Source organism: Cellulophaga sp. RHA_52 (assembly GCF_007827205.1).
Lineage (GTDB): Bacteria > Bacteroidota > Bacteroidia > Flavobacteriales > Flavobacteriaceae > Cellulophaga > Cellulophaga lytica.
Map to the genome: position 1 here is coordinate 2,658,374 of NZ_VIRZ01000001.1, position 26,934 is coordinate 2,685,307.

General features: G+C 32.2%; 23 protein-coding genes. 8 read left to right on the forward strand and 15 right to left on the reverse strand.

The genetic code is table 11. From position 1 onward, the window contains the following. Position 1: 1 nt before the first annotated feature. From JM80_RS11770 to JM80_RS11815, 10 genes are all read right to left on the reverse strand, one after another. Positions 2 to 1,432, reverse strand: a complete 1,431-nt coding sequence (locus JM80_RS11770; RefSeq protein ID WP_013622558.1) for a SusD/RagB family nutrient-binding outer membrane lipoprotein — start codon at positions 1,430 to 1,432, stop codon at positions 2 to 4. An 18-nt stretch (positions 1,433 to 1,450) separates the two neighbouring features. Further along, positions 1,451 to 4,882 (reverse strand): SusC/RagA family TonB-linked outer membrane protein, encoded by a 3,432-nt coding sequence (locus JM80_RS11775; protein WP_144710274.1) that lies wholly within the window; start codon positions 4,880 to 4,882, stop codon positions 1,451 to 1,453. Between the two features lie 142 nt (positions 4,883 to 5,024). Then, the gene (locus JM80_RS11780) at positions 5,025 to 5,963 is read right to left on the reverse strand and encodes a FecR family protein (RefSeq protein WP_144710276.1); all 939 of its coding nucleotides are present in this window, start codon (positions 5,961 to 5,963) and stop codon (positions 5,025 to 5,027) included. Between the two features lie 109 nt (positions 5,964 to 6,072). Beyond that, positions 6,073 to 6,651 carry an RNA polymerase sigma-70 factor gene (locus tag JM80_RS11785; protein ID WP_013622555.1) on the reverse strand — a complete coding sequence of 193 codons (579 nt, stop codon included), beginning with the start codon at positions 6,649 to 6,651 and terminating at the stop codon, positions 6,073 to 6,075. A gap of 113 nt (positions 6,652 to 6,764) precedes the next feature. Beyond that, positions 6,765 to 7,082: a DUF6787 family protein gene (locus JM80_RS11790; protein WP_013622554.1), complete on the reverse strand. Its 318-nt coding sequence runs from the start codon at positions 7,080 to 7,082 to the stop codon at positions 6,765 to 6,767. A gap of 32 nt (positions 7,083 to 7,114) precedes the next feature. Next, a complete protein-coding gene (locus JM80_RS11795; RefSeq protein ID WP_034646665.1) occupies positions 7,115 to 7,567 on the reverse strand; it encodes a DUF6146 family protein in 453 nt (150 codons plus the stop codon). Between the two features lie 81 nt (positions 7,568 to 7,648). Further along, complete coding sequence (locus JM80_RS11800) at positions 7,649 to 8,293, reverse strand: DUF937 domain-containing protein (RefSeq protein WP_013622552.1); 645 nt, start codon at positions 8,291 to 8,293, stop codon at positions 7,649 to 7,651. An 82-nt stretch (positions 8,294 to 8,375) separates the two neighbouring features. Further along, positions 8,376 to 9,329 carry an NAD(P)-dependent oxidoreductase gene (locus JM80_RS11805; protein ID WP_013622551.1) on the reverse strand — a complete coding sequence of 318 codons (954 nt, stop codon included), beginning with the start codon at positions 9,327 to 9,329 and terminating at the stop codon, positions 8,376 to 8,378. A 27-nt stretch (positions 9,330 to 9,356) separates the two neighbouring features. Further along, complete coding sequence (gene serC, locus JM80_RS11810; protein ID WP_013622550.1) at positions 9,357 to 10,421, reverse strand: 3-phosphoserine/phosphohydroxythreonine transaminase; 1,065 nt, start codon at positions 10,419 to 10,421, stop codon at positions 9,357 to 9,359. A 161-nt stretch (positions 10,422 to 10,582) separates the two neighbouring features. Further along, positions 10,583 to 11,644: an acyl-CoA reductase gene (locus JM80_RS11815; RefSeq protein WP_013622549.1), complete on the reverse strand. Its 1,062-nt coding sequence runs from the start codon at positions 11,642 to 11,644 to the stop codon at positions 10,583 to 10,585. Positions 11,645 to 11,731: 87 nt separating this feature from the next. Between JM80_RS11815 and JM80_RS11820 the strand changes: the two genes are divergently transcribed. After that, the gene (locus JM80_RS11820) at positions 11,732 to 12,085 is read left to right on the forward strand and encodes a 4Fe-4S dicluster domain-containing protein (RefSeq protein ID WP_013622548.1); all 354 of its coding nucleotides are present in this window, start codon (positions 11,732 to 11,734) and stop codon (positions 12,083 to 12,085) included. An 86-nt stretch (positions 12,086 to 12,171) separates the two neighbouring features. Here the strand turns inward: JM80_RS11820 and JM80_RS11825 are convergent, their stop codons facing one another. Then, the gene (locus JM80_RS11825) at positions 12,172 to 14,862 is read right to left on the reverse strand and encodes a TonB-dependent receptor (RefSeq protein WP_144710278.1); all 2,691 of its coding nucleotides are present in this window, start codon (positions 14,860 to 14,862) and stop codon (positions 12,172 to 12,174) included. Between the two features lie 108 nt (positions 14,863 to 14,970). Between JM80_RS11825 and ychF the strand changes: the two genes are divergently transcribed. The 4 genes from ychF to JM80_RS11845 all read left to right on the forward strand — a co-directional run bounded on the left by ychF (position 14,971) and on the right by JM80_RS11845 (position 21,830). After that, positions 14,971 to 16,065: a redox-regulated ATPase YchF gene (gene ychF / locus JM80_RS11830; protein WP_013622546.1), complete on the forward strand. Its 1,095-nt coding sequence runs from the start codon at positions 14,971 to 14,973 to the stop codon at positions 16,063 to 16,065. Between the two features lie 229 nt (positions 16,066 to 16,294). Continuing rightward, the gene (locus JM80_RS11835) at positions 16,295 to 18,151 is read left to right on the forward strand and encodes a DNA topoisomerase IV subunit B (RefSeq protein WP_013622545.1); all 1,857 of its coding nucleotides are present in this window, start codon (positions 16,295 to 16,297) and stop codon (positions 18,149 to 18,151) included. 31 nt (positions 18,152 to 18,182) lie between these two features. After that, the gene (locus JM80_RS11840; RefSeq protein WP_089118462.1) at positions 18,183 to 20,822 is read left to right on the forward strand and encodes a DNA gyrase/topoisomerase IV subunit A; all 2,640 of its coding nucleotides are present in this window, start codon (positions 18,183 to 18,185) and stop codon (positions 20,820 to 20,822) included. 48 nt (positions 20,823 to 20,870) lie between these two features. Next, positions 20,871 to 21,830, forward strand: coding sequence for a sterol desaturase family protein (locus JM80_RS11845; protein ID WP_013622543.1), 960 nt, complete (start codon positions 20,871 to 20,873; stop codon positions 21,828 to 21,830). Between the two features lie 152 nt (positions 21,831 to 21,982). Here the strand turns inward: JM80_RS11845 and JM80_RS11850 are convergent, their stop codons facing one another. Both JM80_RS11850 and JM80_RS11855 read right to left on the reverse strand, forming a co-directional pair. Beyond that, positions 21,983 to 22,363: a hypothetical protein gene (locus JM80_RS11850; RefSeq protein ID WP_013622542.1), complete on the reverse strand. Its 381-nt coding sequence runs from the start codon at positions 22,361 to 22,363 to the stop codon at positions 21,983 to 21,985. Positions 22,364 to 22,427: 64 nt separating this feature from the next. Further along, positions 22,428 to 22,775: a helix-turn-helix transcriptional regulator gene (locus JM80_RS11855; RefSeq protein ID WP_144710280.1), complete on the reverse strand. Its 348-nt coding sequence runs from the start codon at positions 22,773 to 22,775 to the stop codon at positions 22,428 to 22,430. A gap of 301 nt (positions 22,776 to 23,076) precedes the next feature. On the opposite strand from JM80_RS11855, the gene JM80_RS11860 reads away from it, so the two are divergent. The 3 genes from JM80_RS11860 to JM80_RS11870 all read left to right on the forward strand — a co-directional run bounded on the left by JM80_RS11860 (position 23,077) and on the right by JM80_RS11870 (position 25,368). After that, on the forward strand, positions 23,077 to 24,192 hold the full coding sequence (locus JM80_RS11860; protein WP_144710282.1) for a M14 metallopeptidase family protein: 1,116 nt from the start codon (positions 23,077 to 23,079) through the stop codon (positions 24,190 to 24,192). Between the two features lie 107 nt (positions 24,193 to 24,299). Next, positions 24,300 to 24,779 (forward strand): Lrp/AsnC family transcriptional regulator, encoded by a 480-nt coding sequence (locus JM80_RS11865; protein WP_013622539.1) that lies wholly within the window; start codon positions 24,300 to 24,302, stop codon positions 24,777 to 24,779. Positions 24,780 to 24,852: 73 nt separating this feature from the next. Further along, positions 24,853 to 25,368, forward strand: a complete 516-nt coding sequence (locus JM80_RS11870) for a DinB family protein (RefSeq protein ID WP_013622538.1) — start codon at positions 24,853 to 24,855, stop codon at positions 25,366 to 25,368. A gap of 20 nt (positions 25,369 to 25,388) precedes the next feature. Here the strand turns inward: JM80_RS11870 and JM80_RS11875 are convergent, their stop codons facing one another. Further along, positions 25,389 to 25,685 (reverse strand): hypothetical protein, encoded by a 297-nt coding sequence (locus JM80_RS11875; protein WP_013622537.1) that lies wholly within the window; start codon positions 25,683 to 25,685, stop codon positions 25,389 to 25,391. Positions 25,686 to 25,783: 98 nt separating this feature from the next. Next, positions 25,784 to 26,845, reverse strand: coding sequence for a 3-dehydroquinate synthase (gene aroB, locus JM80_RS11880; RefSeq protein WP_089118901.1), 1,062 nt, complete (start codon positions 26,843 to 26,845; stop codon positions 25,784 to 25,786). Positions 26,846 to 26,934 lie beyond the last annotated feature (89 nt).

The following is a 26,934-nucleotide window of genomic DNA, read 5'->3' on the forward strand; positions in this document are numbered from 1 at the left end:
TTTAGTTGTTATCCCACCAAACTTTTACATTAATTTCATTACCTCCAATACGGTTTACAGCTTCTTGGTAATTGTCGCTATTTAAAGTACTAGCAGCAATTGGATAGAAAAAGCGACTTGGCATTTTTTTGTCATTAAACATAGCATCAGTAGTAGGCAAAACAGGAAACCCAGTTCTTCTGTGCTCAAACCAAGATTGATAATCTGTTAAATATAAAGCGTAGTATTTTTGTAACATTATGCGTTCTAGCGTATTATTGTAAGCTGCATCTGAATTGTTAAAATAGTCACTAGGAACCTCTGCACCCCATAATTCTATAGCAGCAGTAACACCATTGTTATAAGCAATTTCTGCATTAGTTAAATAGCCTTTTTGTGCTAGTTCAGCTTTAATAAATTCTACTTCTGAATATGTCATAAGAGGAATAATCATTGGAGCTATTATTTGCTCTTGGTTTATACCAGAAGCACTAGCAATATTGTCTGGTAACGGATTATTACTAAAATCTATAGGTTGACCAATGTATCCTAAATCTTCATCATTTATACCTCTTGCTGGTGTAGCGTATATGCTTCTACGCGGGTCGTTAAATTTGTTTAAATTATCTATAAAAAAATCGCCATAATACCTAAATAAACCAAAATCTGAAGCTCTGTCCCAAGGAGATAGATTAGGGGCTTCACCTGTTACGTTTAATACAGCTGCATCTTCATTAGAAGTAAAAACAGGATATTTGCTAGGGTTATTTAGTATTGAAACCATTTCTTGGTAAGTGTCTTTTTTACCAGAAATACGTAGTAGTAAGCGTAAGCGTAATGAGTTTGTAAACTTTTGCCATTTAGTTACATCATTATCAAAAAGAATATCATTTTCATAAACCATACCCACAGATGTATCATACAAATTATTAGCCTGTTCTAAATTTGCTAATAACTGTGTGTATATTTCTTCTTGTGTACTAAATTTAGGGAAAAGAATACCAGTTTCAGCTTGTAAAGCTTCGGTCATAGGAATATCACCAAAAGTATCTGTTAGTATAGAGAAAGCATAGGTTTTTAAGGTTAAAGCAACCGCCTGGTAGTTTACTTTTTCTTCTAATACAGCAGCTTTTTCCATTTCTACAATATTGGTAAGCGCTTTGTAATAATCTCTCCATAAAGAGGCTCCTATATCTGTTCTTAAGTCATATAAAAATGGTTGTCCAGATAAATCATCTATTCTATAAAAAACCTGCATTAGGCCAAAATTGTTATTACGAGCTTCATTAGCATTACGTACTGCTAAGGAATAAATAATTGGATTAATGGCGCTACCAGCTGTTATGTTTTCTAGCTTGTTTGGATCTGTATTTGTTTCTTCAAAATCTGATGTACAAGAAATTAGTTGCACTAAGATTAAACTTGAAAAAAGTAAAAATTTTATAGTTTTCATAGTATATATTGTTATGTGTTATAGTCCTAATTTTACATTAAACCCAAATTCTGTTGCAACAGGTAATTGTCCTACTTCTACACCTGTAAAAATATTTGTGCCACCTGCCTGTGCAGCAACTTCTGGATCATAAATAGGAAAGTCTGTCCATACGCCCAAGTTTCTTCCGTAAACAGAACATCTAGCGCTAGATATAAATAGGGATTTTAAAAATTTAGCAGGAACTTTATATTCTAAACTAACCTCTCTTAACTTTACAAAAGAAGCATCAAAACTATTGGCTTCTGTATTTACACGTTCATAATGCTTATCATAATACACCGCAATTGGTAAAGGAGTAGTGTTTGGTCTGTAAGTACCATCTCCGTTATCTACAACACCCTTGCCTATAAGTTCACCTTCTTCACGACCACGTAAAGTGTGTTTTAGTTTTCCTTGCTGAGTTAATTTATGGTGTGTGTGAGAGTAAATTACACCTCCATATTGGCCATCTATGACCATATTAAGTCTAAGGTTTTTGTATTTAAAAGAATTAATGAAGCCCGCACGCCAATCTGGAGTAGTTTCTCCTATATAAATGTCATCATCAGTTTTTATAGGGTAACCATTGTCTGTATATAAAATATCTCCGTTTTCATTTCTTTCAAAACCTCTACCGTATAAAGCTGTTGCAGATTCACCTTCTTTAGCAACAAGCCTAGCATTAGAAGAGCTCATCATTTGTAATTTGCCTTCTAGTCTGTCATCTAAACTCATTACTTTACTTTTATTAGTAGACCACGTCATTGTAGTATTCCAGTTAAAGTTTTTAGTTTTTACAGGAGTTGCTTTTAAAGACAATTCTACACCTCTGTTGCGTACTTCGCCAGAATTAATCCAAGCGTAACTATAACCGCTACTTTGCGCTAATGGAACTTTTAAAATTTGATTATCTGTAAACGTTTCATAAACAGCAGCATCTAAACTTAATCTGTTTTTTAATAAGCGAAGATCTAAACCAGCCTCATAACTTGTAGTTTGCTCTGGCTTTAATTCTGTATTATATAAAGTAGTAGGTGCCACTGCAGAACTCGCAAATTCATAACCGCTTCTGCCAAAGTATTTTTTAGTGCTATAACGTGGTGCATCATTACCAACTTTAGCATAAGAAAAACGAAGTTTAGCAAAATCTATAGCAACTGGTAGTGTAAATATTTCATTTAAAAGTATGCTGGCATTTGCAGATGGGTAAAAGAACGACCAGTTTTCTTTTGGTAATGTACTAGACCAGTCATTACGTCCGGTAATATCTAAAAATAACTTATTATTAAAGCCTAATGATAACATTCCGTAAAGGCTATTTACTTTTTCATTTCCTTCATACTCATTTGTAAAAAGGTTTGTACCATTAACAAGGTTGTAAATGCCAGGTGTTTCTAAACCAACGGTCCAAGAATCTAATCTGTTGTACTTGTAAACCATAGCATTTGCACCTACAGAAGCATTTAAGTCTATGTTTTTAATATTGTTATTATAGGTAAGTAAAAAATCAGAATTAACTTCTCTTTTAAAAATACTAGTTGTTTTATAATAACCAGTTTTATACCTGTTTATATCATATGGTCTACGTTGTTCTGCATTTTTGTTGTAAGAGTTTAAAGAGGTTCTTAGCATTAAATCTAACTTAGGAGTAAGATTAATATCTGCACGTATGTTACCAGTAACAGCATCATGCTCTAATGTGTTTTCTACCTCATATGCAATACCGTAAGGGTTGTCTATATAACTACTATAAGGTCTTATCATACTTAAACCCTCTTTATCTTTTTTCCAAATAGGTCTGTACCAATCTAAGTTTACATTAGGATTCTGAAAAATCATAAAATAAGCTATAGAGTGGTTGTTGTAACCAGTTCCAGGAAGGTTATCGCTATTTCTGTCTCTATAATTAACAACAGAACTAATTTTTACGTTATCTGTTATTTGGTATTTACTATTTACAGATATTGAAAGCTGATCAAAACCAGTGTTTGGCATAATCCATTCATTTTTAGAATGTGTAAGAGATGCACGCATACTTCCTTTGTCATTACCACCCTGAATTGCTAAATTTTGAGTTAGTGTGCTACCTACACGCCAAAAATCACTTCTATTATTTTTGTATGGTTGCCACAATTGACGCTCTAATGATTGTCCCTCAACAGTTGGGTCGTACTGAAAATAATATTGCCCTTCAAACTTAGGACCAAAAGCACTACTACTACCAGCGGTACTTTTTCCGTCTTCAGAAGCTCCGTAAGTGTAGTAAGTACTACCATCTGGTTTTAGATAGCTTCCTTTACCACTACCTTGTCCATATTCATATTGGTAATCTGGGTATCTAGTAACTACATCAAACTTGGTATTAGAACTATACGTAATTCCTAAGCCTTGTTGTTTTTTTCCAGATTTTGTTGTGATGATAACTACACCGTTTGCTGCTCTAGAACCGTATAAAGCAGCTGCGCCAGCGCCTTTTAATACAGATACACTTTCTATATCCTCAGGGTTAAGGTCAGATATTCCGTTACCTAAATCTACAGGCGTATCGTTAGATGCATCACCTCCCATATAGGAATTACTTGCACCTGTAGATGCTAAACCACTAGTAACAGGAACACCATCTACAACAACCAAAGCAGCATTGTTGCCTGGATTTAAAGAGCTGTCTCCTCTTAACTTTATCTCTTGAGAATTTAATGGTCCGCCTAAAGATTGAATATTTAAACCAGGAACCTTTCCACGTAAAGCATCAGACCAGTTATTAGGGCGTGCGTCTGTTAATTGTTCTCCTTTAACGGTTTGTTGTGCATAACCTAATTTTTTTTCTTCTCTTTTAATACCCAAAGCTGTTACAACTACTTCGTTTAAGGCATTAACGTTTTCTTCTAAAATTATTTGGTAAAAAGAGCGGTTATCTGTTGTAATTTCCTTAGACACAAACCCCATATAATTAACAATTAGGGTGGTAGCTTGCACATTAATGTCTAAAGAAAATTTACCGTCAAAATCTGTTGTTGTGCCAGTTTTAGCTCCTTTAATAAGCACACTTGCTCCAGCTAATGGTATGTTATCTTTATCAATAACAATTCCTTTAATTGTCTTTAACTGTTTGGTTTTTTTAGCAACAGTTATTGTCTTATTAATAACTTTAAACGCAATTTTTTCTTCGTCACTAAGTTTTGCTAATATTTCTTTAAGTGTAGTATTAGTGTAATTGTAGTTTTTTTTGGTAGTAGATTTAACAATGCTATTATCATAAACAAAGGTGTATTCTGTTTTGTTTTCTATTGCTTTAAAAACCTTGTCTAAACTAACTTTATTTAAAATTACTGATATTTTTTCTGGTTGATTAAAACCCAACACTATGTTGGATGTTAATACAAGACTAATGACAAAATATAGTTTTATATATGATTTGAGTTTTTTCATTAGCTTTTTTTGTAAATTTGATTTCATTTTGGCTTTTTAGTGTTAACTGATAAGTCTTTATTAAAGTTTTTTTCAAGTTTTAGGCTTGAAGATTCATTATAGCCCATTACTGTTCCCGCAGAAATGGGTTTTTTTATTTGTGTTACATAGGCATTTCTTCTTTTTTAGTTTTTAGAATTGTTATTTGGTTGTTTGTAATAATATATTCAATGTTTTTTAGGAATTTAATACTTTCCAATATCTCAATTAATTTTGGATTTTTATAAGTACCCGTAAGTTTTAGTGATTCTAAATCTTGGTCTTTAATTGTAATTTTTACATTAAACCAGTTCTCTAATTTTTCTGAAACTTCTTTTAGGTTATTGTCTTTAAACCACAAAGTATTTTTGGTCCAAGCATTGTAATTGTTAGAGTTACTTGTGCTTTTTTCTAAATTAGAAGAACCATAAACATAAGTAGCGCTTTGATTTTTTGTTAAAAACAGTTGTTTATTTAAATCTGTAATCATTTGTACCTTTACCTTTCCTGTGTTTACAGTTACTTTAGCATTGTTTTTAGGGTAGGAGCTTATATTAAAAGATGTACCTAATACTGTAGTTTTTATGGTATTAGTTTCTACGCTAAAAGGGTTTAGGCTGTCTTTAGTAACCTTAAAAAATGCTTCACCATTTAGTGTTACATTTCTGTTATTTGTAAATTCTTTAGCGTAAGAAATACTACTTTTCGAATTTAGAAAAATAGAACTTCCATCTGGTAGCGTTATATTTTTTCGTTCTCCTTTTACTGTGGCATAGGTTACTATGGTTTCTTTAGTAATAGTATGTATAACAAATGTACCTAAGCTTATAAATAGTATTATTGCAGCAGCAATTTTCACAAAAGTTGTTTTTTTAGACTGCTTAACGGTTTTTGCCTTAATGGCGTTAAACATTTTTTGCTTTCGTGCTTCATTAGTAATTTCTGTGTTTACTTCTTTATCTTGTAATGAATCAAAAAAGGTAGAAACAATATTTTCTTCCTTTTTAGATGCTGTACCTTTAGCAAACTTTTCTGTAATTTTTATAAATTCTTCTTTCTTCAATGTTATTGCTTTTACTAGGTAGTCACAAAAACATAGGAGTACACGTAAGCAATTTTTTAAAAAATGAGCCTTTTAACAATTGGTTAATCTGCGGATTATTTTAGTGATATTAAGTTAACATTAGAATAATGCTAGCGTAAAGAGAAGTGGTGCTTAAATTATTTTTTAAGTGTTTAATAGCATTACTAATATGCGTTTCTACAGTGCGTATAGATAAGTTTAGTTTTTCTGCTATTTCTGCATTTGTAAGATCATCAAACCTACTCATAATAAATACTTTTTTGCATTTATCGGGTAGTGTAGCAATCACAGAGTTTATTTCTTGCTGGAGTTCTTTATATTCTACACTGTTTTCTTGAGAACTGTCTGATGGAAGATCTAAAAGCTTAGATAAGTGTATGTTTGTAAATTTTAAATCTCTAATGGCGTTTGCCATTTTGTATTTAACAGATTTAAAAAGGTAGTTTTCTAGTTTATTTACATTTAAACTTTCTCTGCGTTCCCAAAAGTTTATAAAAACTTCTTGTACTATATCTTCACACAATGACTCATCTTCGTAAACTTTAAAAGCGTATAAATAAAGTCTTTTCCAATATGTGTTAAATATAGTCTCATAGGCATTTATATTGCCTTTATATACTTCTTTTAAAAGCAGTTGTTCGTTAAATTGATTTTGGTTTACTAGCATTTAGGGGACACTATCTAATACTTTACAAAAGAAAGTGTATCTATATAGCAAACAAAAACCTTAAGATTAAGACTTGGTTAATAAATTGTTATTAGAGGATTTATTGCAAATTTTTATTTAAAAAAACGACCAAAACCAAGTCTAGAGAGCATCTTTTTTTCAAAAGCCCAAAAGAATTTGAACTGACCAAATAGCCAACCAAAAGCAACTAGTAGTATTTGATATATTGGAAATATAATTAGTATACGAACTGTCCAATACAAAATTGAAAAATACCAATCTGATGGGAAAATTTCTCTTGTAAAGCCTATAAAGTCCAGAAAAGGTCTTGCAATTTTTAAAGAAGAAGAACCTGTTAGGGCAAATACAATAAGTATCATAACAATGGCGAAATTAGAATCTATTCCCCAGCGTTGTTTTAATTTTTCCATAATAGCATTTAATCGACCGCAAATATAACAGCTTATATGCGAGGAACAAAATGGCCTAGACGTTGATTGTATTTTCTTTGAAAATAAATAAAGTAATTGTAGAGTTTATAATTTACTTCATAACCATAATCTATGTTTGCAGAATAGTTAATTTGCATTTCATATAAATTTGGATTAAATCTAAAGGGTTGTGTAACTCTTTGGTTCCATTCTGTAACATATAAACGGTTTCTTGTTTCTAAATAACTCTGTGAATAGTATTGTTCTGGCCTAGCAAAACTTACTAGCCAAGCATTAAAACCTGGGTCTATAATTGTTATTTCATACTCAGACTCATCATCAGCTATAACAACAGGGTCTCCATTTTTTTGTTCAAATACATCTTTTTCTGCATCAGATATTAATACAGTTTCTTTGGTACTAGTACAATTTATAAATAGGGTAGCGGAAATTAATAAACTAACTAAATAAATTTTCTTTTTCATAGCATCTGTATTTATTCTAATATACAAAAAAAAAGCCACTCGATTTTGTCAAGTGGCTTATGTAAGTTTGTTAAAACGTGTTTATTTTCCAAAAAGTCCGCCTAAAAGGCCTCCAATTCCAGAACCACCACCTTTGTTACTTCCTCCAAGAACCATACCGGCAACATCATCTAAAATACTACCATCTCCGTCAGAGTCTAAAAAAGACTCTATTAAAGATTGTTCTTTATTGCTGTTTTCATCACTTCCTAGTAAACCTCCTAAAAGATTTCCTATACCGTTAGACTCAACAACATTTTCGTTTCTTGCTTGTTTACCTAAAACACCCATTAAAAGTGGTGCAGCAACTTTTAAAATAGTAGCAACAGTATCCGAACTTACACCAGCTTTTTGACTTAGTGCATTTTCTACCTGTGGTTGTTTAGCTCCTAATACGTGGTTAAGTATTCCTTGACCGTCGTTCATTACATTGTCATCTACACCGCCACCAAATAAACTTCCAAGGTTGTCTAAAATACTACCATCATGTTTATTTGTTAGAGCACTCATAAGTCCTTGCGCACCTTCTGGAGTAGCTGTGTTTTTTTTCATTGCACCCATTAGTAAAGGTAGTGCCATGCTAAGTACACCTGCTGTTTTTTGTTCTGATTCTCCAGCCTGTCCTGCAACACCTTTAATAATTTGCGAGCCAATTGGGCTATTTAATAAGTCTAATAATCCTGACATTTGATTTGTTTAGTTAATGTTTAATAATGCTTCAATTTACAAAAAAAATAAATGCTATTATAGAATAACCGATAATCTGCACTTATTTTAGTAAACTTACAATTTGAGCAGCTAATTCTTCTCCAATTCTATTTTGAGCTTCATTAGTAGCAGCGCCAATATGCGGAGTTAAAGAAATTTTAGGGTGCATTAATATTCTTATTTCAGGATTAGGTTCAGATTCAAATACATCTAAACCAGCAAAAGCAACTTTATTTTCTTCTAAAGCATCTACAAGTGCAACTTCATCTAAAGCGCCACCACGAGCAGCATTTATAATACCAACACCGTCTTTCATTTTATCAAAATCACTATCAGCAATAGTGTAATTTGCTTGTGCAGGAACATGAACTGTAATAAAATCTGATTCTTTTAAAAGTGTATCTTTTGGTGTGTTTTTTAAATTAAAGGAAACTGTTTGTCCATCAAAAAAAGGCACTGTAACAGTAGCTTCATCTACCTGCGTATCATGGTAAATTACTTTCATACCAACACCAAGTGCTATTTGGGCTGTAGCTTTACCAATTTTACCAAAACCAATAATACCTATTGTTTTACCTCTTAGTTCTACACCTTTAGCGTAGGCCTTTTTAAGTTGTTTAAACTTGCTATCACCCTCTAAAGGCATTATACGATTGGCGTCATATAAATAACGTACACCATTGTATAAATGTGCAAATACAAGTTCTGCTACAGAAGCAGAAGAAGCAGAAGGTGTATTAATAACGTGTAAGCCTTTTTCTTTTGCGTAATCTACATCAATATTATCCATACCAACGCCACCACGACCAATTAATTCTAGAGTAGGGCAGTTGTCTATAATATCTTTTTTTACCTGGGTGGCACTACGTACTATTAACCCAGCAATTTTATGTTCATTAATATAATTAGCAAGCTGTTCTTGTGCTACAGTAGTGGTAATTACTTTAAAACCAGCTTTTTCTAATGCGTCTATACCGTTTTGTGATATACCGTCGTTTGCTAATATTTTTTTCATACGTAATCTTAAATTATTTATAACAATTTATGCTTTTCTTTCTAAGTCGCTCATAACATCTACTAAAGTACCTACGCTATCTAAAGACAATGCATTGTACATAGAAGCTCTGTAGCCGCCAACAGATCTGTGGCCATTAATACCATTAATACCAGCCTCTTTACACATAGTATCAAAAGTTTCTTTTAATTTTTCATCTGTTAAATTAAAAGTGGCATTCATATTAGAACGGTCTGCTTTTTCTGCAAAACCTTTAAATAATGGGTTTAAATCTATTTCGGAATATAAAAGTTGAGCTTTTTTATCGTTTATTTCTTCAATAGCTTCTATACCTCCAAGGTCTTTTAGCCATTGCATTGTTAACATAGATGTGTAAACAGCAAAAACAGGTGGTGTATTAAACATACTGTCTTTACTAATATGTACTTGGTAGTTTAACATAGAAGGTATTTGTCTTGTTACTTTGCCCAGAACATCTTCTTTAATAACCACTAAAGTAGTACCAGCAGGGCCCATATTTTTTTGCGCCCCAGCATAGATTAAATCAAACTGAGAGAAATCTAATTTACGAGAAAAGATATCTGAACTCATATCACAAACTACAGGGACTTTAGTTTTAGGAAACTCCTTAATTTGTGTTCCAAATATGGTATTGTTAGATGTTAAATGAAAATAATCTAAATCTGCAGGAACCATATAATTTTTAGGTATGTAGTTGTAGTTTTTATCTTTAGAAGATCTTACTTCTACAATTTCACCAAACATTTTAGCTTCTTTAATAGCTTTATCACTCCAAGTACCAGTGTTTAAGTAGCCTGCCTTTGTTTCTAATAAGTTATAGGCAGTCATTAAAAACTGCATACTAGCACCACCTTGTAAAAACAATGCTTTGTATCCTTTGTCTGTTAACCCTAAGTGCTCTAATGCTAAAGATTGTGCAGTTTCCATAACAGTTACAAAATCTTTACTACGGTGAGATATTTCTATTAAAGATAAGCCAGAACCATTAAAATCTACAACAGCTTCTGATGCTTTAAGTAATACTTCTTGTGGTAAAATACAAGGTCCTGCGCTAAAATTATGCTTTTTCATTAGTATGTGTTTTGTTTGTAATTGGTTTGCTAGCCAATTTATGTTTGTAGCTATAAGTAATTGATTGTTTTTTAATTGTTTATAGCTTTATTAAATTTATTTAAATATAAGGTAAAGGTCTAAATTTTATAACAATACACCTTTTTTAATTTGAATTAATTCTAGGATGTTTTCAACAAGAATTCAACAGTGTCTATATTATCTGCGTAGTCTGTTAAACTAGGTTGTTGTGTTTGTCCAAAAGCAACTTCATTCTCTAACAAGCCACTAGCAACAACACATTGTATTTTATTGTTATCATTGGTAAGCTTTTGTTTTAGAGTGTCTAAGGACTCATAATACTCATAAAAAACAGAAGAAATAGGAGAAGCGTAACTTTCATCTTCCTTAATCATCAAAAATCCATTTTCTAAAATATTAAATTCACTCATTAAGTACACAGCTTTATTGTAATCATAATTATTTGCGTACTTAACGTGGTGTATTATGTCTTGTTTAGGATACATTGCTTTAAAAAAAGCATCAAAATTATATCCTTTAGGAACAAATAGTTTAGAAACACTTCTACAACCCAAGCCATAGTAGGTAAATATGTCTTCAGCAAGATTTTCTAATTGCTCATTGGTTTCGTTGCCTGTTAAAACTGCAACAGAATTTCTGTTTTTTCTTATAATATTTGGTTTTTTACCAAAATAATGCTCAAAATACCTTGCAGTATTATCACTTCCTGTGGCTATAACAGCATCAAACCCCTCTAATCTGCCGTCTACATAAGTAATAGAGTTTGCTAGTTCTGGCAGTTGTTTTATTAAGAATGAAGAAACAAAAGGTAGTAGTATTTTATCGTTAGATGATAACTTAATTAAAGCGGTATTACCTGTTAATATGGTTGCTAAAAAATCGTGAAAACCAACAAGCGGAATGTTACCAGCCATTATTATCGCTACTTTTTTGATTTTCAATAAATTTAAGTCATATGACTTAAACCAATTATTTAAGTTTTTTTGAGTTAATAAATTACTCCAATTTTTTAAGCAAAAAAGAATATTTTCTTCAGTAAACCAACCGTTGTGTAAGCTAGCTGTATGTACTGCATCTTGTAATTTTAAGACCCATTCATTTGTATTTTCTTCTTGTTTTTCTGAGTTTGCAAATTCGTAATAATCTGCAAACAAAGTTCCTAATTCAGAAAAAGCAACTATTCTATCTTCAAGTTTAGCCATTTTATTTGTATAGTGATTTAATAGGGTTTACCTTTGTGCAAAAGTAGATATACTGATTAAATATCAGTCTAAAAATTGATATAAATTATGGCAATAATAATAACAGACGAATGTATTAATTGTGGAGCTTGCGAGCCAGAATGTCCAAATACAGCAATATATGAAGGTGCAGACGATTGGAGATATGCAGATGGTACATCTTTAGAAGGTACAATTGTTTTACCAAATGGTAAAGAGGTTGATGCTGAAGAGTCTCAAGAGCCTATTAGTGATGAAATTTACTATATATCTCCAGACAAGTGTACGGAGTGTAAAGGATTTCATGAAGAGCCTCAGTGTGCTGCTGTTTGCCCTGTAGACTGTTGTGTGCCGGATGATGACATTGTAGAAACTGAAGAAGAACTTTTAGCAAAGCAACGTTTTATGCACCCAGAAGGGTAGTAGTAAAAGAGTTTTACGTATTATTTATGATAAAAAAAGCGAGGATATTATATCCTCGCTTTTTTGTGTTTGTATATTATCTACTCTTAGAAGTTAAAGTTTATTCTGCTAAAAATATAAGTTCCGTCTGAGCCCATTTGTACAGAATCTGCTAAACCACCTTGATCTGTCCATCCATCAAATTGTGGAGTAGGGTACTCATTAAATAAGTTATTAGCACCAACTGTAAGTTTTAAATTTTTACAAAACTGATAGCCAATACTTAAATCTACAACTAGTGCAGCTTCATAAATATCTGTAGCTACTGGGTATAATAAATCTGCTTCTGCTTGTGTAGTTGCAGGTGTATCTACCCACTGAAAATCTTGCAATTCTACTTCGCTAAACTGCGTTAAAGTAGCTTGTGCGTTAAACTTAGGAGTAGAATATCCTAGGTTAAGTCCAAATTTATAATCTGGTGCAGCGGCTTCTAAATAAGCTTGAGAAAAAGGTCCAAAGAAAGTAAATTCATTTAAATTGCCATTGTGTATTTCTTTTACCTCTAAATCATTAAAGTTACCAATTAGTCCAATATTAGCTTTTCCTTTTGCGCCAATTGCAGTAGTGTAATTAAGCACAATATCTAAACCAGTAGTTCTGGTATCTACGCCATTTGCAAAAAATTGTGCTGCATCTACACCTAAAGGTCCAAGTACAGTTTGGTCTGTAAAGTTATCCGTTAAAATAATACGGTCATCAACAGCAATAGAATAAGCGTCTATAGTTGCAGAAAAACCGCCATTTGTATAAGTAAACCCTAAACTAGCATTTACTGCTTTTTCTTCGTTTAACTGTCCTATTCCAAAAGCCTTTGTTACTGTGCTGTTATTAGCAGATAGTAAAGAAGGTACAGATTTGCCAGCAACAATATTTGTAAATATTAAGTTGTAGTATAGTTGCGCTAAAGAAGGCGCTCTAAAACCTGTAGAAACAGATCCTCTAAAAGCTAAATTATTATTAACCTTATATCTACTTGCTAGTTTAAAGTTAAAAGTGTTACCAAAATCACTATAGTTTTCATAACGTAAGGCGCCACCAACCATAAATTGGTCGCTAACATTTAACTCAGAATCTACATAAATACCGTAATTGGTTCTACTGCGGTCTACCTCATTAGCAGGGCTGTATCCCGGAAAACCTTGCGAGCTTCCTGGTAAATCATCTCCGTTACTGTCTTGAGCTGCAGTTTGTGTAGCAGGATTTGTAAGTACTACGCCATTTTCATCATATAAGGAGTAAGAAGCTTCTTCACCAGAAAAAATACCAAAGTTTTCTGTGCGGTATTCAAATCCATATGCAACGTTTAAACCGGCTGCAACATCTTCAAAATACTTATTAAGTTCTAATCCTGTTGTATTCATAGAAAGGTAGTGTCCTCCTGCATCAAAATCCGTAGGAGAAGCATCTTGCATAGAAGCGTTGTTTGTATTCTTTACAAAATAATGAAAGTTGTTTTTACCGTAAGTATTGTTAAAATCTACGTTCCATCCATTTTTAGTTTTGCTTCTAACACCAGCAGAAACAGAAACATCTGTAATTAATGATGTAATTTGAGGAGTAAACCCGTCTGGATATAAGCTAGGTACAGCTCTATTGTCGCCATCCGCAAAACCATCTCTAGAAAATGCATTGGCGTTAGTGTCTCTATAGTTTCTACCACCAAAGGCGTAAACTTCAGTATTTTCATCAATAGGAACTGCAGAGTTAATCATAAAATTAAAACCATCTATTGCAGCGCCGCCATAACCTTTTCTCCAGCTAAATCCTGGTCTAAGTGTTTTTTCTTTAGATAAAAATTCGGTTGTAACATTAAAGAAACCGCCATTTTCGCCAAGAGCCATACCGTAATTAAGATCTATTTTGGTGGTTTCTCCATCAAAATTTTTCTCTTTTCCATCCAGTCTGTTTTCACCTTCAACATTATAAAGAGTTTCTCCTGTTTCTTCTGCCCATCCATCTCCAATAGCAGTACTGTAGGCTCCGTATGTAATTCCACCAGAAAATCCGTTAGTATTATTTTTTAGTACAATATTTATTACACCAGCAATGGCATCAGATCCATACTGTGCAGAGGCGCCATCTCTTAAAACTTCAATTCTTTTAATTGCAGAAGCAGGAATAGCATTTAAATCTGTACCAGAGTTACCACGACCTCTAGTTCCAAAAATGTTTACCAAAGAAGATTGGTGTCTTCTTTTTCCGTTTACTAGTACCAGTGTTTGGTCTGGGCCTAAACCCCTTAAACTAGCAGGTACAATATGGTCTGCACCATCAGAACCCGACTGTTTTGTTGCATTAAAAGAAGGAGCTGCATATTGTAAAATATCGTTAACTTCTACTTTTCCTGTATTAGAGGCTATTTCCGCAACATTTAACACATCTATTGGTACTGCCGTGTCTGTTGCAGTACGCTTAGGGCTTCTAGAGCCAACCAGTTGTATTTCATCTAGCAGCATACCCTCAGACAAGGTTATATTAATAGTTGTTTTACCAGAAACGCTTATTTCTTGTGTAGTAAAGCCTATGTAACTAAAAATTAGTGTGGCATTTGCTTGGGCATCAATAGTATATTTACCATCAAAATCTGTAGATGTTCCGTTTGTTGTGCCTTTTTCAAGAATGTTTACTCCGGCTAGTGGTGCTCCTTCATCATCTACCACAGTACCTGTGATTGTAGATTGACTAAACGCGAACGAGAAGCATAAAAGACTAAAAATAAGAATGCAATTTTTTTTCATATAGGTTGATATTTAGGTTTTTATAAATCTAAAGGTAATGAAAAACGTTTTATTTGTTCTTGAAAATTTATAAATGGTATATTTGCGGCACTAAAAATAGAATTTGAAATGAAAGCAGGTATTGTTGGATTGCCAAACGTAGGGAAATCTACCCTTTTTAATTGTTTATCTAATGCAAAAGCGCAAAGCGCAAATTTTCCGTTTTGTACTATAGAGCCTAATATTGGTGTTGTTAATGTACCAGATGCAAGGTTGCAAAAATTAGAAGAATTGGTGAACCCAGAGCGTGTTTTGCCAGCAACTGTAGAGATTGTAGATATTGCAGGTCTTGTAAAAGGTGCAAGTAAAGGAGAAGGTTTAGGAAATCAGTTTTTAGGAAACATTAGAGAAACTGATGCTATTTTACACGTATTACGCTGCTTTAATAATGATAATATTGTACACGTAGATGGTTCTGTAGATCCTATTAGAGATAAAGAAACCATAGATATGGAATTGCAGTTAAAAGATTTGGAAACTGTAGATAAAAAGCTAGAAAAAGTAAAACGTACTGCTAAAACAGGAAATAAAGAGGCGCAGAAAGAAGAGGCTATTCTTTTAAAGTTAAAAGAAGGATTAGAAGCTGGAGTTTCTGTTAGAGCTATAGAGGTTGAAGAAAAAGACCATTTAGAGTATGTTAAGCCACTACAGTTTATTACAGATAAGCCAGTAATGTATGTTTGTAATGTAGATGAAGATGCAGCTGTAAATGGTAATGAATATGTAGAAAAAGTTAAAGAAGCTGTAGCTAAAGAAAATGCAGAAGTTATTTTCTTAGCCGTAGGTACAGAAGCAGATATTACAGAGTTAGATAGTTATGAGGAGCGCCAAATGTTTTTAGAAGATTTAGGTTTAGAAGAGCCTGGTTCTGCTAAGTTAATTAGAGGGGCTTATAAATTATTAAATTTAGAGACCTATTTTACTGCAGGTGTTAAAGAGGTTAGAGCTTGGACTATACCAATTGGTGCCACTGCACCACAAGCTGCAGGTGTTATACATACAGATTTTGAAAAAGGTTTTATACGTGCAGAAGTTATTGCTTATAATGACTATGTTACTTACGGTAGCGAAGCTAAAGTTAAAGAAGCAGGAAAAATGCGTGTAGAAGGTAAAGAGTATATTGTAAAAGATGGAGATGTTATGCACTTTAGATTTAATGTGTAACTATTTACGGAACTAATATATTTTAAAATGCTGTAACCTTGTTGCAGCATTTTTTTGTGCTATAAAGTTAAAATGATGAATTTTTTATCTTATTTCTTAATTGTAACTACTTAATTTCTATATATCAACAAAATTAAATGTACTATTGTTAATTACTTTAGGCTGTAGGTGTTTCATTTTTTTCTAACACTTACTATATTAGCGTGCAAACTGCAATTATCCTAAATCAATGTCAGACAATACTAAATATACTGAAGACAATATTCGTTCCTTAGATTGGAAAGAGCATATACGTATGCGTCCGGGGATGTATATTGGTAAATTAGGCGATGGTTCATCTGCAGATGACGGTATCTATATTCTTTTAAAAGAAGTTTTAGATAACTGTATAGATGAGTTTGTAATGGGTGCAGGAAAAACCATAGAAATTAACATAAAAGATAATTTAGTTAAGGTTCGTGATTATGGTCGTGGTATTCCGCTTGGTAAAGTTGTAGATGTAGTATCTAAGATGAATACAGGTGGTAAGTATGACTCTAAGGCCTTTAAAAAATCTGTTGGTTTAAATGGTGTAGGTACCAAAGCTGTAAATGCACTGTCTAACTTTTTTAAGGTAGAATCATCTAGAGAAGGGCAATCTAAGTGGGCTGAGTTTAGTCAAGGTAATTTAGTTGCAGAAGAAGGCCCTGTAGATAGCTCTAAAAGAAAAGGCACAAAAGTTTCGTTTACACCAGATGAAACTATATTTAAAAACTATAAGTACAGAAATGAGTATGTGGTACGTATGCTTAAAAACTACGTGTACCTAAATCCTGGGTTGACTATAGTTTTTAATGGTGAAAAATATTTTTCTGAAAATGGACTTAAAGATCTTTTGGAGGATAATAATAATGTTGAGGATTTACTGTATCCTATCATTCATTTAAAAGGTGATGATATAGAAATAGCTATAACGCACAGTAAAACGCAATATAGTGAGGAGTATCAATCCTTTGTTAATGGTCAGCACACCACACAAGGAGGTACTCATCAATCTGCTTTTAGAGAGGCTATAGTAAAAACAATTAGGGATTTTTACGGAAAAAATTATGAGGCTTCAGATATTCGAAAGTCTATTATTTCTGCGGTATCAATAAAAGTAATGGAGCCTGTTTTTGAAAGTCAGACTAAAACAAAACTTGGTTCTACAGATATGGGAGGTAACTACCCAACTGTACGTACTTATATAAATGATTTTGTTGGTAAGTATTTAGATAATTACCTTCATAAAAACCCTGAAACAGCAGAAGCGTTACAGCGTAAAATAATACAAGCAGAACGTGAGCGTAAAGACTTGTCTGGTATTCGTAAGCTTGCAAGAGATAGAGCTAAAAAAGCCAGTCTGCATAATAAAAAACTGAGAGATTGCCGTGTTCACTTGGGAGATTTAAAAAAGGATAGAAGATTAGAGTCTACCTTATTTATTACCGAGGGAGATTCTGCATCAGGATCTATAACAAAATCTAGGGATGTTAATACACAAGCTGTTTTTAGTTTGCGTGGTAAGCCTTTAAACTCATACGGAATGTCTAAAAAGATAGTGTATGAGAATGAGGAATTTAATTTACTGCAAGCTGCTTTAAACATAGAAGAGTCTATGGAAGATTTGCGTTACAATAATATTGTAATTGCAACAGATGCCGATGTAGATGGTATGCACATTAGATTACTTTTAATAACCTTCTTTTTGCAATTTTTTCCAGAATTAATAAAAGAAAATCATTTGTACATATTGCAAACGCCTCTTTTTAGGGTTCGTAATAAAAAACAAACATATTACTGTTACAGTCCAGAAGAAAAAGCTGAAGCAATAGAAAAATTAACTGGCAAACCAGAAATTACCCGATTTAAAGGTTTGGGTGAAATTTCACCAGATGAGTTTAAACATTTTATTGGTGATGATATTCGTTTAGAACCTGTGATGTTAGACAAGGCAATGTCTATAGAGCAATTGCTTAGTTTTTACATGGGTAAAAATACACCAGACCGCCAAAAATTTATTATAGAAAATCTTAAAGTAGAACTTGATTTAATCGAGGACAACTAATTATAAACCAGATAAACACGAGTCTTTCTTTATGGAAGAGAACGAAGAAGTTAACGAGAATCTAGACAATAATACAAACAATCCGCAAGATGAGCTTACAAAGGTCACTGGGATGTATAAAGATTGGTTTTTAGATTACGCCTCTTATGTAATTTTAGAACGTGCAGTACCTGCTATAGAAGATGGTTTTAAACCAGTGCAGCGTAGAATCATGCACTCACTTAAGGAGTTAGATGATGGTAGGTATAACAAAGTTGCAAATGTAGTTGGTCATACAATGCAGTATCACCCTCACGGTGATGCTAGTATTGCAGATGCTATGGTGCAAATTGGTCAAAAAGACCTTTTGATAGACACACAAGGTAACTGGGGTAACATTTTAACAGGAGATAGAGCAGCAGCATCTAGATATATAGAGGCTAGGCTGTCTAAATTTGCTTTAGATGTTGTTTTTAGTCCGAAAATTACAGAATGGCAACAATCTTATGATGGCCGTAAAAAAGAACCTGTAAATTTACCTGTTAAGTTTCCTTTGTTGCTTGCTCAAGGTGCAGAAGGTATTGCAGTGGGTTTGTCAACAAAAATACTACCTCATAATTTTATAGAGCTAATAGATTCTTCTATTAAACATTTAAAAGGGCAAAAATTTAAATTATTTCCAGACTTCCCTACTTCTGGTATTATAGATGTAACAGGTTATAATGACGGACTAAGAGGAGGAAAAATAAGAGTTCGTGCAAAAATTTCACAATCAGATAAAAATACACTGGTTATTAGTGAAATACCTTACGGAACTAATACTTCTTCTTTAATAGATTCTATTTTAAAAGCGAATGACAAAGGGAAGATAAAAATTAAAAAAATTGAGGACAATACAGCTGCAGATGTAGAGATTTTGGTTCATTTGCCAGCTGGCATTTCTCCAGATAAAACTATAGATGCTTTATATGCATTTACTGCTTGCGAGTCTTCTATATCTCCTTTGGGTTGTATTATAGAGGATAATAAGCCATTATTTATTGGGGTAACAGAGATGTTGCAGCGTTCTACAGATTATACAGTAGAATTACTAAAGGAAGAATTGGAAATTCAGCTTGGAGAGTTAGAAGAGCAATGGCACTTTTCTTCTTTAGAGCGTATTTTTATAGAAAACCGTATTTATAGAGATATAGAAGAAGAGGAAACTTGGGAAGGTGTTATAGCTGCAATAGATAAAGGTTTAAAGCCACATACTAAACATTTAAAAAGAGCTGTAACAGAGGAGGATATTACTCGTTTGACAGAAATTAGAATTAAGCGTATTTCTAAATTTGATTTAGATAAAGCACAGCAGCTACTAGATAGTTTAGAAGAGCGTATTGCGGAAGTAAAGCATAATTTAGAGCACTTGGTAGAGTTTGCTATTAATTATTTTAAAAATCTAAAAGATAAATACGGTAAAGGTCGTGAGCGCAAGTCTGAGATTAGAGTTTTTGATGATATTGAAGCTACAAAGGTAGTTATAAGAAACACAAAGCTTTATGTAAATAGAGAGGAAGGTTTTGTGGGTACATCCTTAAAGAAAGACGAGTATGTAACCGACTGTAGTGATATAGATGATATTATAGTATTTACTAAAGATGGCCATATGATGGTTTCTAAGGTAGATTCAAAAATATTTGTAGGTAAAAATATTATACACGTAGCTGTATTTAAGAAAAAAGACAAGCGTACCACTTATAATATGATTTATAAAGATGGTAAAGGAGGAGCTAGCTACATAAAGCGTTTTAATGTTACATCTGTTACAAGAGATAAACTTTATCCGCTTACTACAGGAAAACCTAACTCAGATGTCTTGTATTTTTCCGCAAACCCTAACGGAGAAGCAGAAATTGTTACCATTCACTTAAGGCAAGTAGGTAGTATTAAAAAACTTAAGTGGGATATGGATTTCTCTGATATTTTAATAAAAGGGAGATCATCAAAAGGTAATATTGTTAGTAAATATGCTGTTAAGCGTATAGATTTAAAAGAAAAAGGTGTTTCCACATTAAAACCACGTAAAATTTGGTTTGATGATGTGGTGAGTAGACTAAACTTGGATGGTAGAGGTGAATTGCTTGGAGAGTTTAAAGGGGAGGATTTAATTCTTGTTATAACTCAAAAAGGAATAGTAAAAACAGTTAAACCAGAAATTACAACTCATTTTGATGAGGATATGATAGTTTTAGAAAAATGGAATCCTAAAAAACCTATTTCAGCTATTTATTTTGACGGTGTTAAAGAGCGTTATTACATTAAGCGTTTTTTAATAGAAAACGAAAACAAAGAGGAGTTGTTTATTTCTGAGCATCCAAAGTCAGTTTTAGAATTGGTGTCTACAGATTGGAGGCCAGTTGTAGAATTGGAATTTGCAAAACCTAGAGGTAAAGAGCAAAAACCTAATCAAAAAGTTGATATAGAGGATTTTATAGCAATTAAAGGAATTAAAGCTTTAGGTAATCAGTTAACTGCAGATAAGATTAAAAACACCAATGTTCTAGAGTCTTTGCCTTATGAAGAAGTAGAAGAAATTGAAGAGGTTCCAAAAGAAACGAAAGTAACAGAGAAGGAAGAGGTTACGGATTCTAAAGCGGATGATAAAGATGATTCTGCTGACGATGATACCGAACAAACAACTCTATTTTAGAAATAATAACCTTTAATATAGTTATCTTAGCAAAAAAAATATTTTTATATGGATTTAACAAATCCGCTAGTATACGGCGGTCCAGCGTTTATAATTTTTATTTTATTAGAATTAGCTTATAGTAAAAGTCATGAAGAACACCATGATCTTTACGACTGGAAAGATCTTTTTGCAAGTGGTTTTATGGGTGTTGGTTCTGCAATATTAGCTGCTGCACTTAAGGTAATATCTGCCATAGTAATTTTTGAGTTTGTTTTTGAGCTTTGTAATCCAGAGGTAAATGGTGTAAACACCAACCTTTTAGGTTATGAGTCTTTTGGCTATGCATGGTATGTGTGGTTACTTTGTCAGCTTGCAGATGATTTTACTTATTATTGGTTTCATAGAGCTAACCATGAAATTAGAATTTTATGGGCAGCACATATTGTGCATCACTCATCAGACAACTTTAATTTAGGAACAGCTGTTAGAAATGGTTGGTTTACATTACTATATAAGCCACTTTTTTATATGTGGATGCCAGCTATAGGTTTTGAGCCAGAGATGGTTGTATTCTGCTTGGGTATAGAGGCTTTGTGGCAGTTTCAGTTACATACGGTGTTGTTACCAAAGTTGGGTATTTTTGAGAAGTTTATGAATACGCATACGATGCACCAGGTACACCACGCGCAAAACGTAGAGTATTTAGATAAAAACCACGGTGGCTTTTTAAATATTTTTGACAGAATGTTTGGTACTTGGTTGCCTTTAGATGATAGTATTGATGTTAAATATGGTGTAATACACGCGCCAAATTCTAACAATCCAATTGTTATTTTAACGCACGAGTTTAAGGATATTTGGATGGATATGAAGAAATCAAAAAAACTATCTCATAAGTTGATGTATGTATTTGGACCTCCAGGTTGGAGTCATGACGGAAGTACAATGACTGTTAAGCAGCAACAGAGACAATTTAAAGAGTATGCAAAAAGCAACTCTAAAAAATCTTTTGAAAGACCTAATTAATTAATAGTGTCTTTTAAAAATAAAAAAAACCTCGCTACAAAAGCGAGGTTTTTTTTATTTTAAGCCTTTTTAAAAGGTGTAATGTTTATTCTGAGTAAATATGTTTTAGCTGATGAGTAATGCCTTAAAACGGTTGGTAATTGATTTATGAGCTACTTTTTAACCCTGATGGCTTTACCTTTCATAACAATCAATTCTTTTTTTGGGTCTCTAGCAGCGTTACTGTATTCAAAAGTATAACTATCGCTGGTTGTTTCTAAAATTTTAAAATGAATAGAAGACTGATCTTTAAGTGATTTTAAAACAAACTCACAATCGTTTATCCAGCGTACAGATGAGCTATCCACTTTGTTTTCATAATATTCAACACTGTATTTCTCATCTCTTGTAAAACGTCCTGTTTTCTTCTCTCCGTTAATCTCGTAATTAAAAGTAAATTCGCCAGTTTTAAAGTCGGTACAATCCCTTTTAGGAGCGTAACAAGATGTTAGTAAAGCTGCAGAGGCAATAAGGTAAAAATGTTTTATTTTCATAAAGCAAAAATAATTAATTATGTCAGACTTCTAAAGCGTTATATTGTTAAATAAGTAATTGAATTTAATTTTTATCAAAGGTTTCAAAAGTTCCATCTGTGTAAAAAATAATTACTTTACTTACTTCTTTTCTTAAAGCTTCTTTTTCTTTTTTAATTGTGGCAGAGGGAGTGTTATAATCATTTACTTGAGGAAAACTTCCTTTCCCATTTAAAAGCCAATATAAATTTACTTCAGGAAAGTGGGTTACTACTTTTAAAACAAACTCTAAACTAGGTTTGTTTCTTCCGGATAGTAAATGTGATATACTGGACCTTTGTACTTCTACTTTTTCTGCAAAAGCAGCAGCGGTTAAGTCGTAGTAATTAATTATTTTTTCTAGTCGTTTTATAAACTCTTCAGAATTTACCATTGTAACATTTAGAGGTTTTATATGTTGCTTTTTTATTTAAAATAGCTTGTATAATTAATTTTATTATTATATTTTCACTTTAAGTAAATTGATTTAAGTTATTAAAAAAGAATAGTTTATTGTGTTTTCATAAGTAAAACTTATACTTTACTATTTTTAATATTACAAATGTAACTAAATAATAGTTATATTTATTTTTTATGTTTACAAAAGTAAATGCCGTAGTTACATATGTAACTTAAGTTGTTACATATGTAACTTAATATAGCGTTATATTTACTGCTTAATAATAAGGATGTAGATGATAGATTTTAAGCAGATATTTTTAAGTTGTAAGGAGGATAAAGTAGCTGGGAGATACGTAACAAATGAGGATGTTTTTCCTTTTTTAGAAGCTAGCATTTTTAAGAATGAAATTAAGCAAGTAGGAAAATCTGTTTTGGAAGAACCTATAAAGTTAATTACAATTGGTGGTGGAGAAACTAAAATTTTAATGTGGTCTCAAATGCACGGTAATGAGTCTACAACAACAAAAGCAGTTTTAGATTTTATTAATTTTTTAGAGGAGCCTTCAGATTTACAATCTTCAATATTAAAAAAGTGCACAATACAAATTATTCCAATATTAAATCCTGATGGTGCAAAAGCATATACCAGAATTAATGCTAATGAAATAGATTTAAATAGAGACGCACAAGATAGGAGTCAGCCTGAAAGTATAATTCTAAGACAAGTTTATGAAAACTTTAAACCTGATTTTTGTTTTAACCTACATGATCAGAGAACAATTTTTAATGTAGGTGAAACAAATAAACCTGCTACAGTGTCTTTTTTAGCTCCCGCCTTTAATAAGGAAAGAGCTTTATCTCCTTCAAGAGAAAAAAGTATGCAGCTTATAGTGGCAATGAATAGTGTTTTGCAAAATTTTATTCCAGGTCAAGTTGGTAGGTATGATGACGGATTTAATAGTAATTGTGTTGGAGATGCTTTTCAAATGTTGAACACACCAACCATTTTGTTTGAATCTGGACACTTTCCTGAGGATTATGAAAGAGAAAAAACTAGAGAATTTATTTTTTATTCCTTGTTAAAGGGAGTTGAGACTATAGTAAATAACTCGCTAAATAACTTTAAAGTTAGCTCTTATTTTGAAATACCAGAGAATGGTAAGCAATTTTTAGACCTTATTATATATAATACTAAAAATATAGTAACTACATATTCTGAAGCCAATTCTTTAGGAATTCTTTATAAAGAAGTGTTAAAAGATGACAAAGTTGTTTTTGAACCTGTTGTAGCAGAGGTTAAAAATTTAGACAATTTTTATGCACATAAAACACTTAATTTACTGAATAGTAGTGATTTAGATTTTGTTAAAAATAACAATCTTTTATCTACTGCATTGCTTGGTAATTAACAATTTAATTAGTATATGTAAAATAATTGCATTATTGATAAAAAAAAGTCATATTTAGTGCGTATATCTTCTTATTTTACTATTTTTGTTCCAAATTTAATTATATAATGACTAAAGTTAAGCTAGACGAAATTGATCACCAGATTCTGGATATGTTAATTGACAATACCAGAACTCCGTTTACAGATATCGCAAAAAAATTACTTATATCTGCGGGTACTGTACATGTAAGGGTAAAGAAAATGGAAGAAGCCGGAATTATACAAGGTTCATCTTTAACATTGGACTATGTTAAGTTAGGTTATTCTTTTATTGCTTATGTAGGAATATTTTTAGAAAAAACACATCAAACTAAGTTTGTTTTAGAGCGCTTAATAGGTATACCTTACGTTACTGTAGCGCATATTACAACAGGCAAGTTTAATATTTTTTGTAAAATTAGAGCTAGAGATACTCAACATGCTAAAAATATCATTTTTAAAATAGATGATATTGATGGCATTAGCAGAACAGAAACAATGATTTCTTTAGAGGAAAGTATTAACGATAAAAAACGTTTAATGCATACAATTTTTAATGAATTGTAATTTCTTAATATTGAAAGTAAATTAATAACACCAACCCAATGTTTTACGCATTGGGTTTTTTTATTTTTTTTAAATGAAAGCAACAGAATTAACACTGCAAGATTATAATGCTTATTATAAAGGGTATATAGATTTGGTAGGAGATGTAAGTTTACTTGCCGCTTTGCAAAATGGAAAAAAGAAATTTAAAGACTTAATAGCTGTTATTCCAGATAGTAAGTTAGATTTTTCTTACGCAACCGGAAAGTGGACTGTAGCAGAGGTTTTAGTACATATTATTGATACAGAACGTATTTTTCAATATAGAGCTTTGAGGTTTTCTAGATTAGATGCTACACCTTTACCTGGTTTTGAGCAAGATGATTATGTACCAACATCTAATGCAAACTCAAGAAACAGAAAAAGTTTGCTGCAAGAATTTTTAGATGTGAGAGCGGCAACAATTTCTTTATTTGCTAACCTAACACAAGAGCAATTAAAATTTATAGGTACAGCAAGTAATTCGCCAATGAGTACTGCTGCTGCAGGCTTTGTTGCGTGTGGTCATTTAGAACATCATTCTAAAATAATTTTAGAAAGATATTTATAAAAAGAATTTAAGAGAAATAATTATTCGGTCTCCTCTGCGTCTTCAAAATTTGCAGATGCAGAAGTTTCTGTACCTGTAGACTCTAGTTCTTTTTCTATAGCTTCATCAAAATTTGCAATAAAGTTAGATAAGCTTTTACTTATTCTAACTAAATAAATAGTGTCTTCGGTTTTAACTTCAACAGCTTCTACAAATTCTCCTTTTGCATTTTTAAAAACAATAATGTCGTTATCACCATATCCGTGTGGGTAAGACTCTATTAATTTTGCAGCTACTTTGTGGTCAAGTTTTTTGTAATCTACTAGTTTGCGTAACATAATTCATTGGTTTTAGTTTTACAAGAACTAAACTAAAACTTTTTTCCCTTCAAAATTGTAATTAGTTGTGTAGCAGGGGTATTATGTAGGTGTGTGTCTTAAACTTTGTAGTATGCAAAAGATTGGTGTAATAAATCTTCATCAACAGTAACATCAATTTCACATTCTCCAATAGATTTTAGTAAAACAAAGTTAATATTACCGTGAGAGTTCTTTTTATCAAACTTTAAGTAGGTTAAAATATTTTTAATATCCTCTTTTGTAAATGCTACTTTACCGTATTGTTTTGTAAAAGTACTTTTTATAGCTTCTAAAGCTTCGTTAGTTAAACCTGTTAGTTTGTTGCTTAAATAGGCCTCTAGCACCATACCTACAGCAATAGCTTCACCGTGTAGCAATGTTTCTTTGTCTTCAGTTTCTAAAAAGTAAGACTCAATAGCGTGGCCAAGTGTGTGACCGTAATTTAAAATTTTACGTAAATTTTGCTCGGTTGGGTCTATAGTTACAACATTGTTTTTAATAACAACAGAATCGTAAATAAACTCATCTAAATTTGTAAAATCAGCTACTAAATTTAGTTCATTCCAATATTTTTTATCCTTTATTAAACCGTGTTTCAGCATTTCTGCAAAGCCACTGTTTAATTGTCTTTCCTCTAATGTTTGCAGAAATGAAGAAATAACCAATACCATTTGTGGTTGGTTAATAACGCCAACTTGATTTTTTAAAGAGCCTAAATCTACACCAGTTTTTCCTCCTACGGAAGCATCAACCATAGATAATAAGGTGGTAGGAACATTAATAAAATCTATTCCTCTTTTAAATGTAGAAGCAACAAATCCTCCTAAGTCAGTAATAACACCGCCACCAAGATTTATCATAACGCTTTTGCGGTCTGCGTCTAACTCAGATAAAACGTGCCATACTTGTACACAAGTTTCTATGGTCTTGTTAATTTCACCTTCTTCAATTTCAATTATCTCAAAATTATAATCGCCATTAATTTGCGCCATAAAATTTGGTAAACAGTGTTGGTGGGTGTTTTCATCAACCAAAATAAACACCTTAGAGTAGTTAGCTTTAGCTAAATGAGTGTTTAGTTCTGAGTATGCTTTTTGGTTAAAATGAACTGAATATTTTTGAGCTGAAATTGACTGCATGATTCTTATTTTAAAATATGCAAAATAAACACATATTTTAGTTATTAGAATATAAAATCTGTATTTATATTTGCTCTTTACGAAATTAT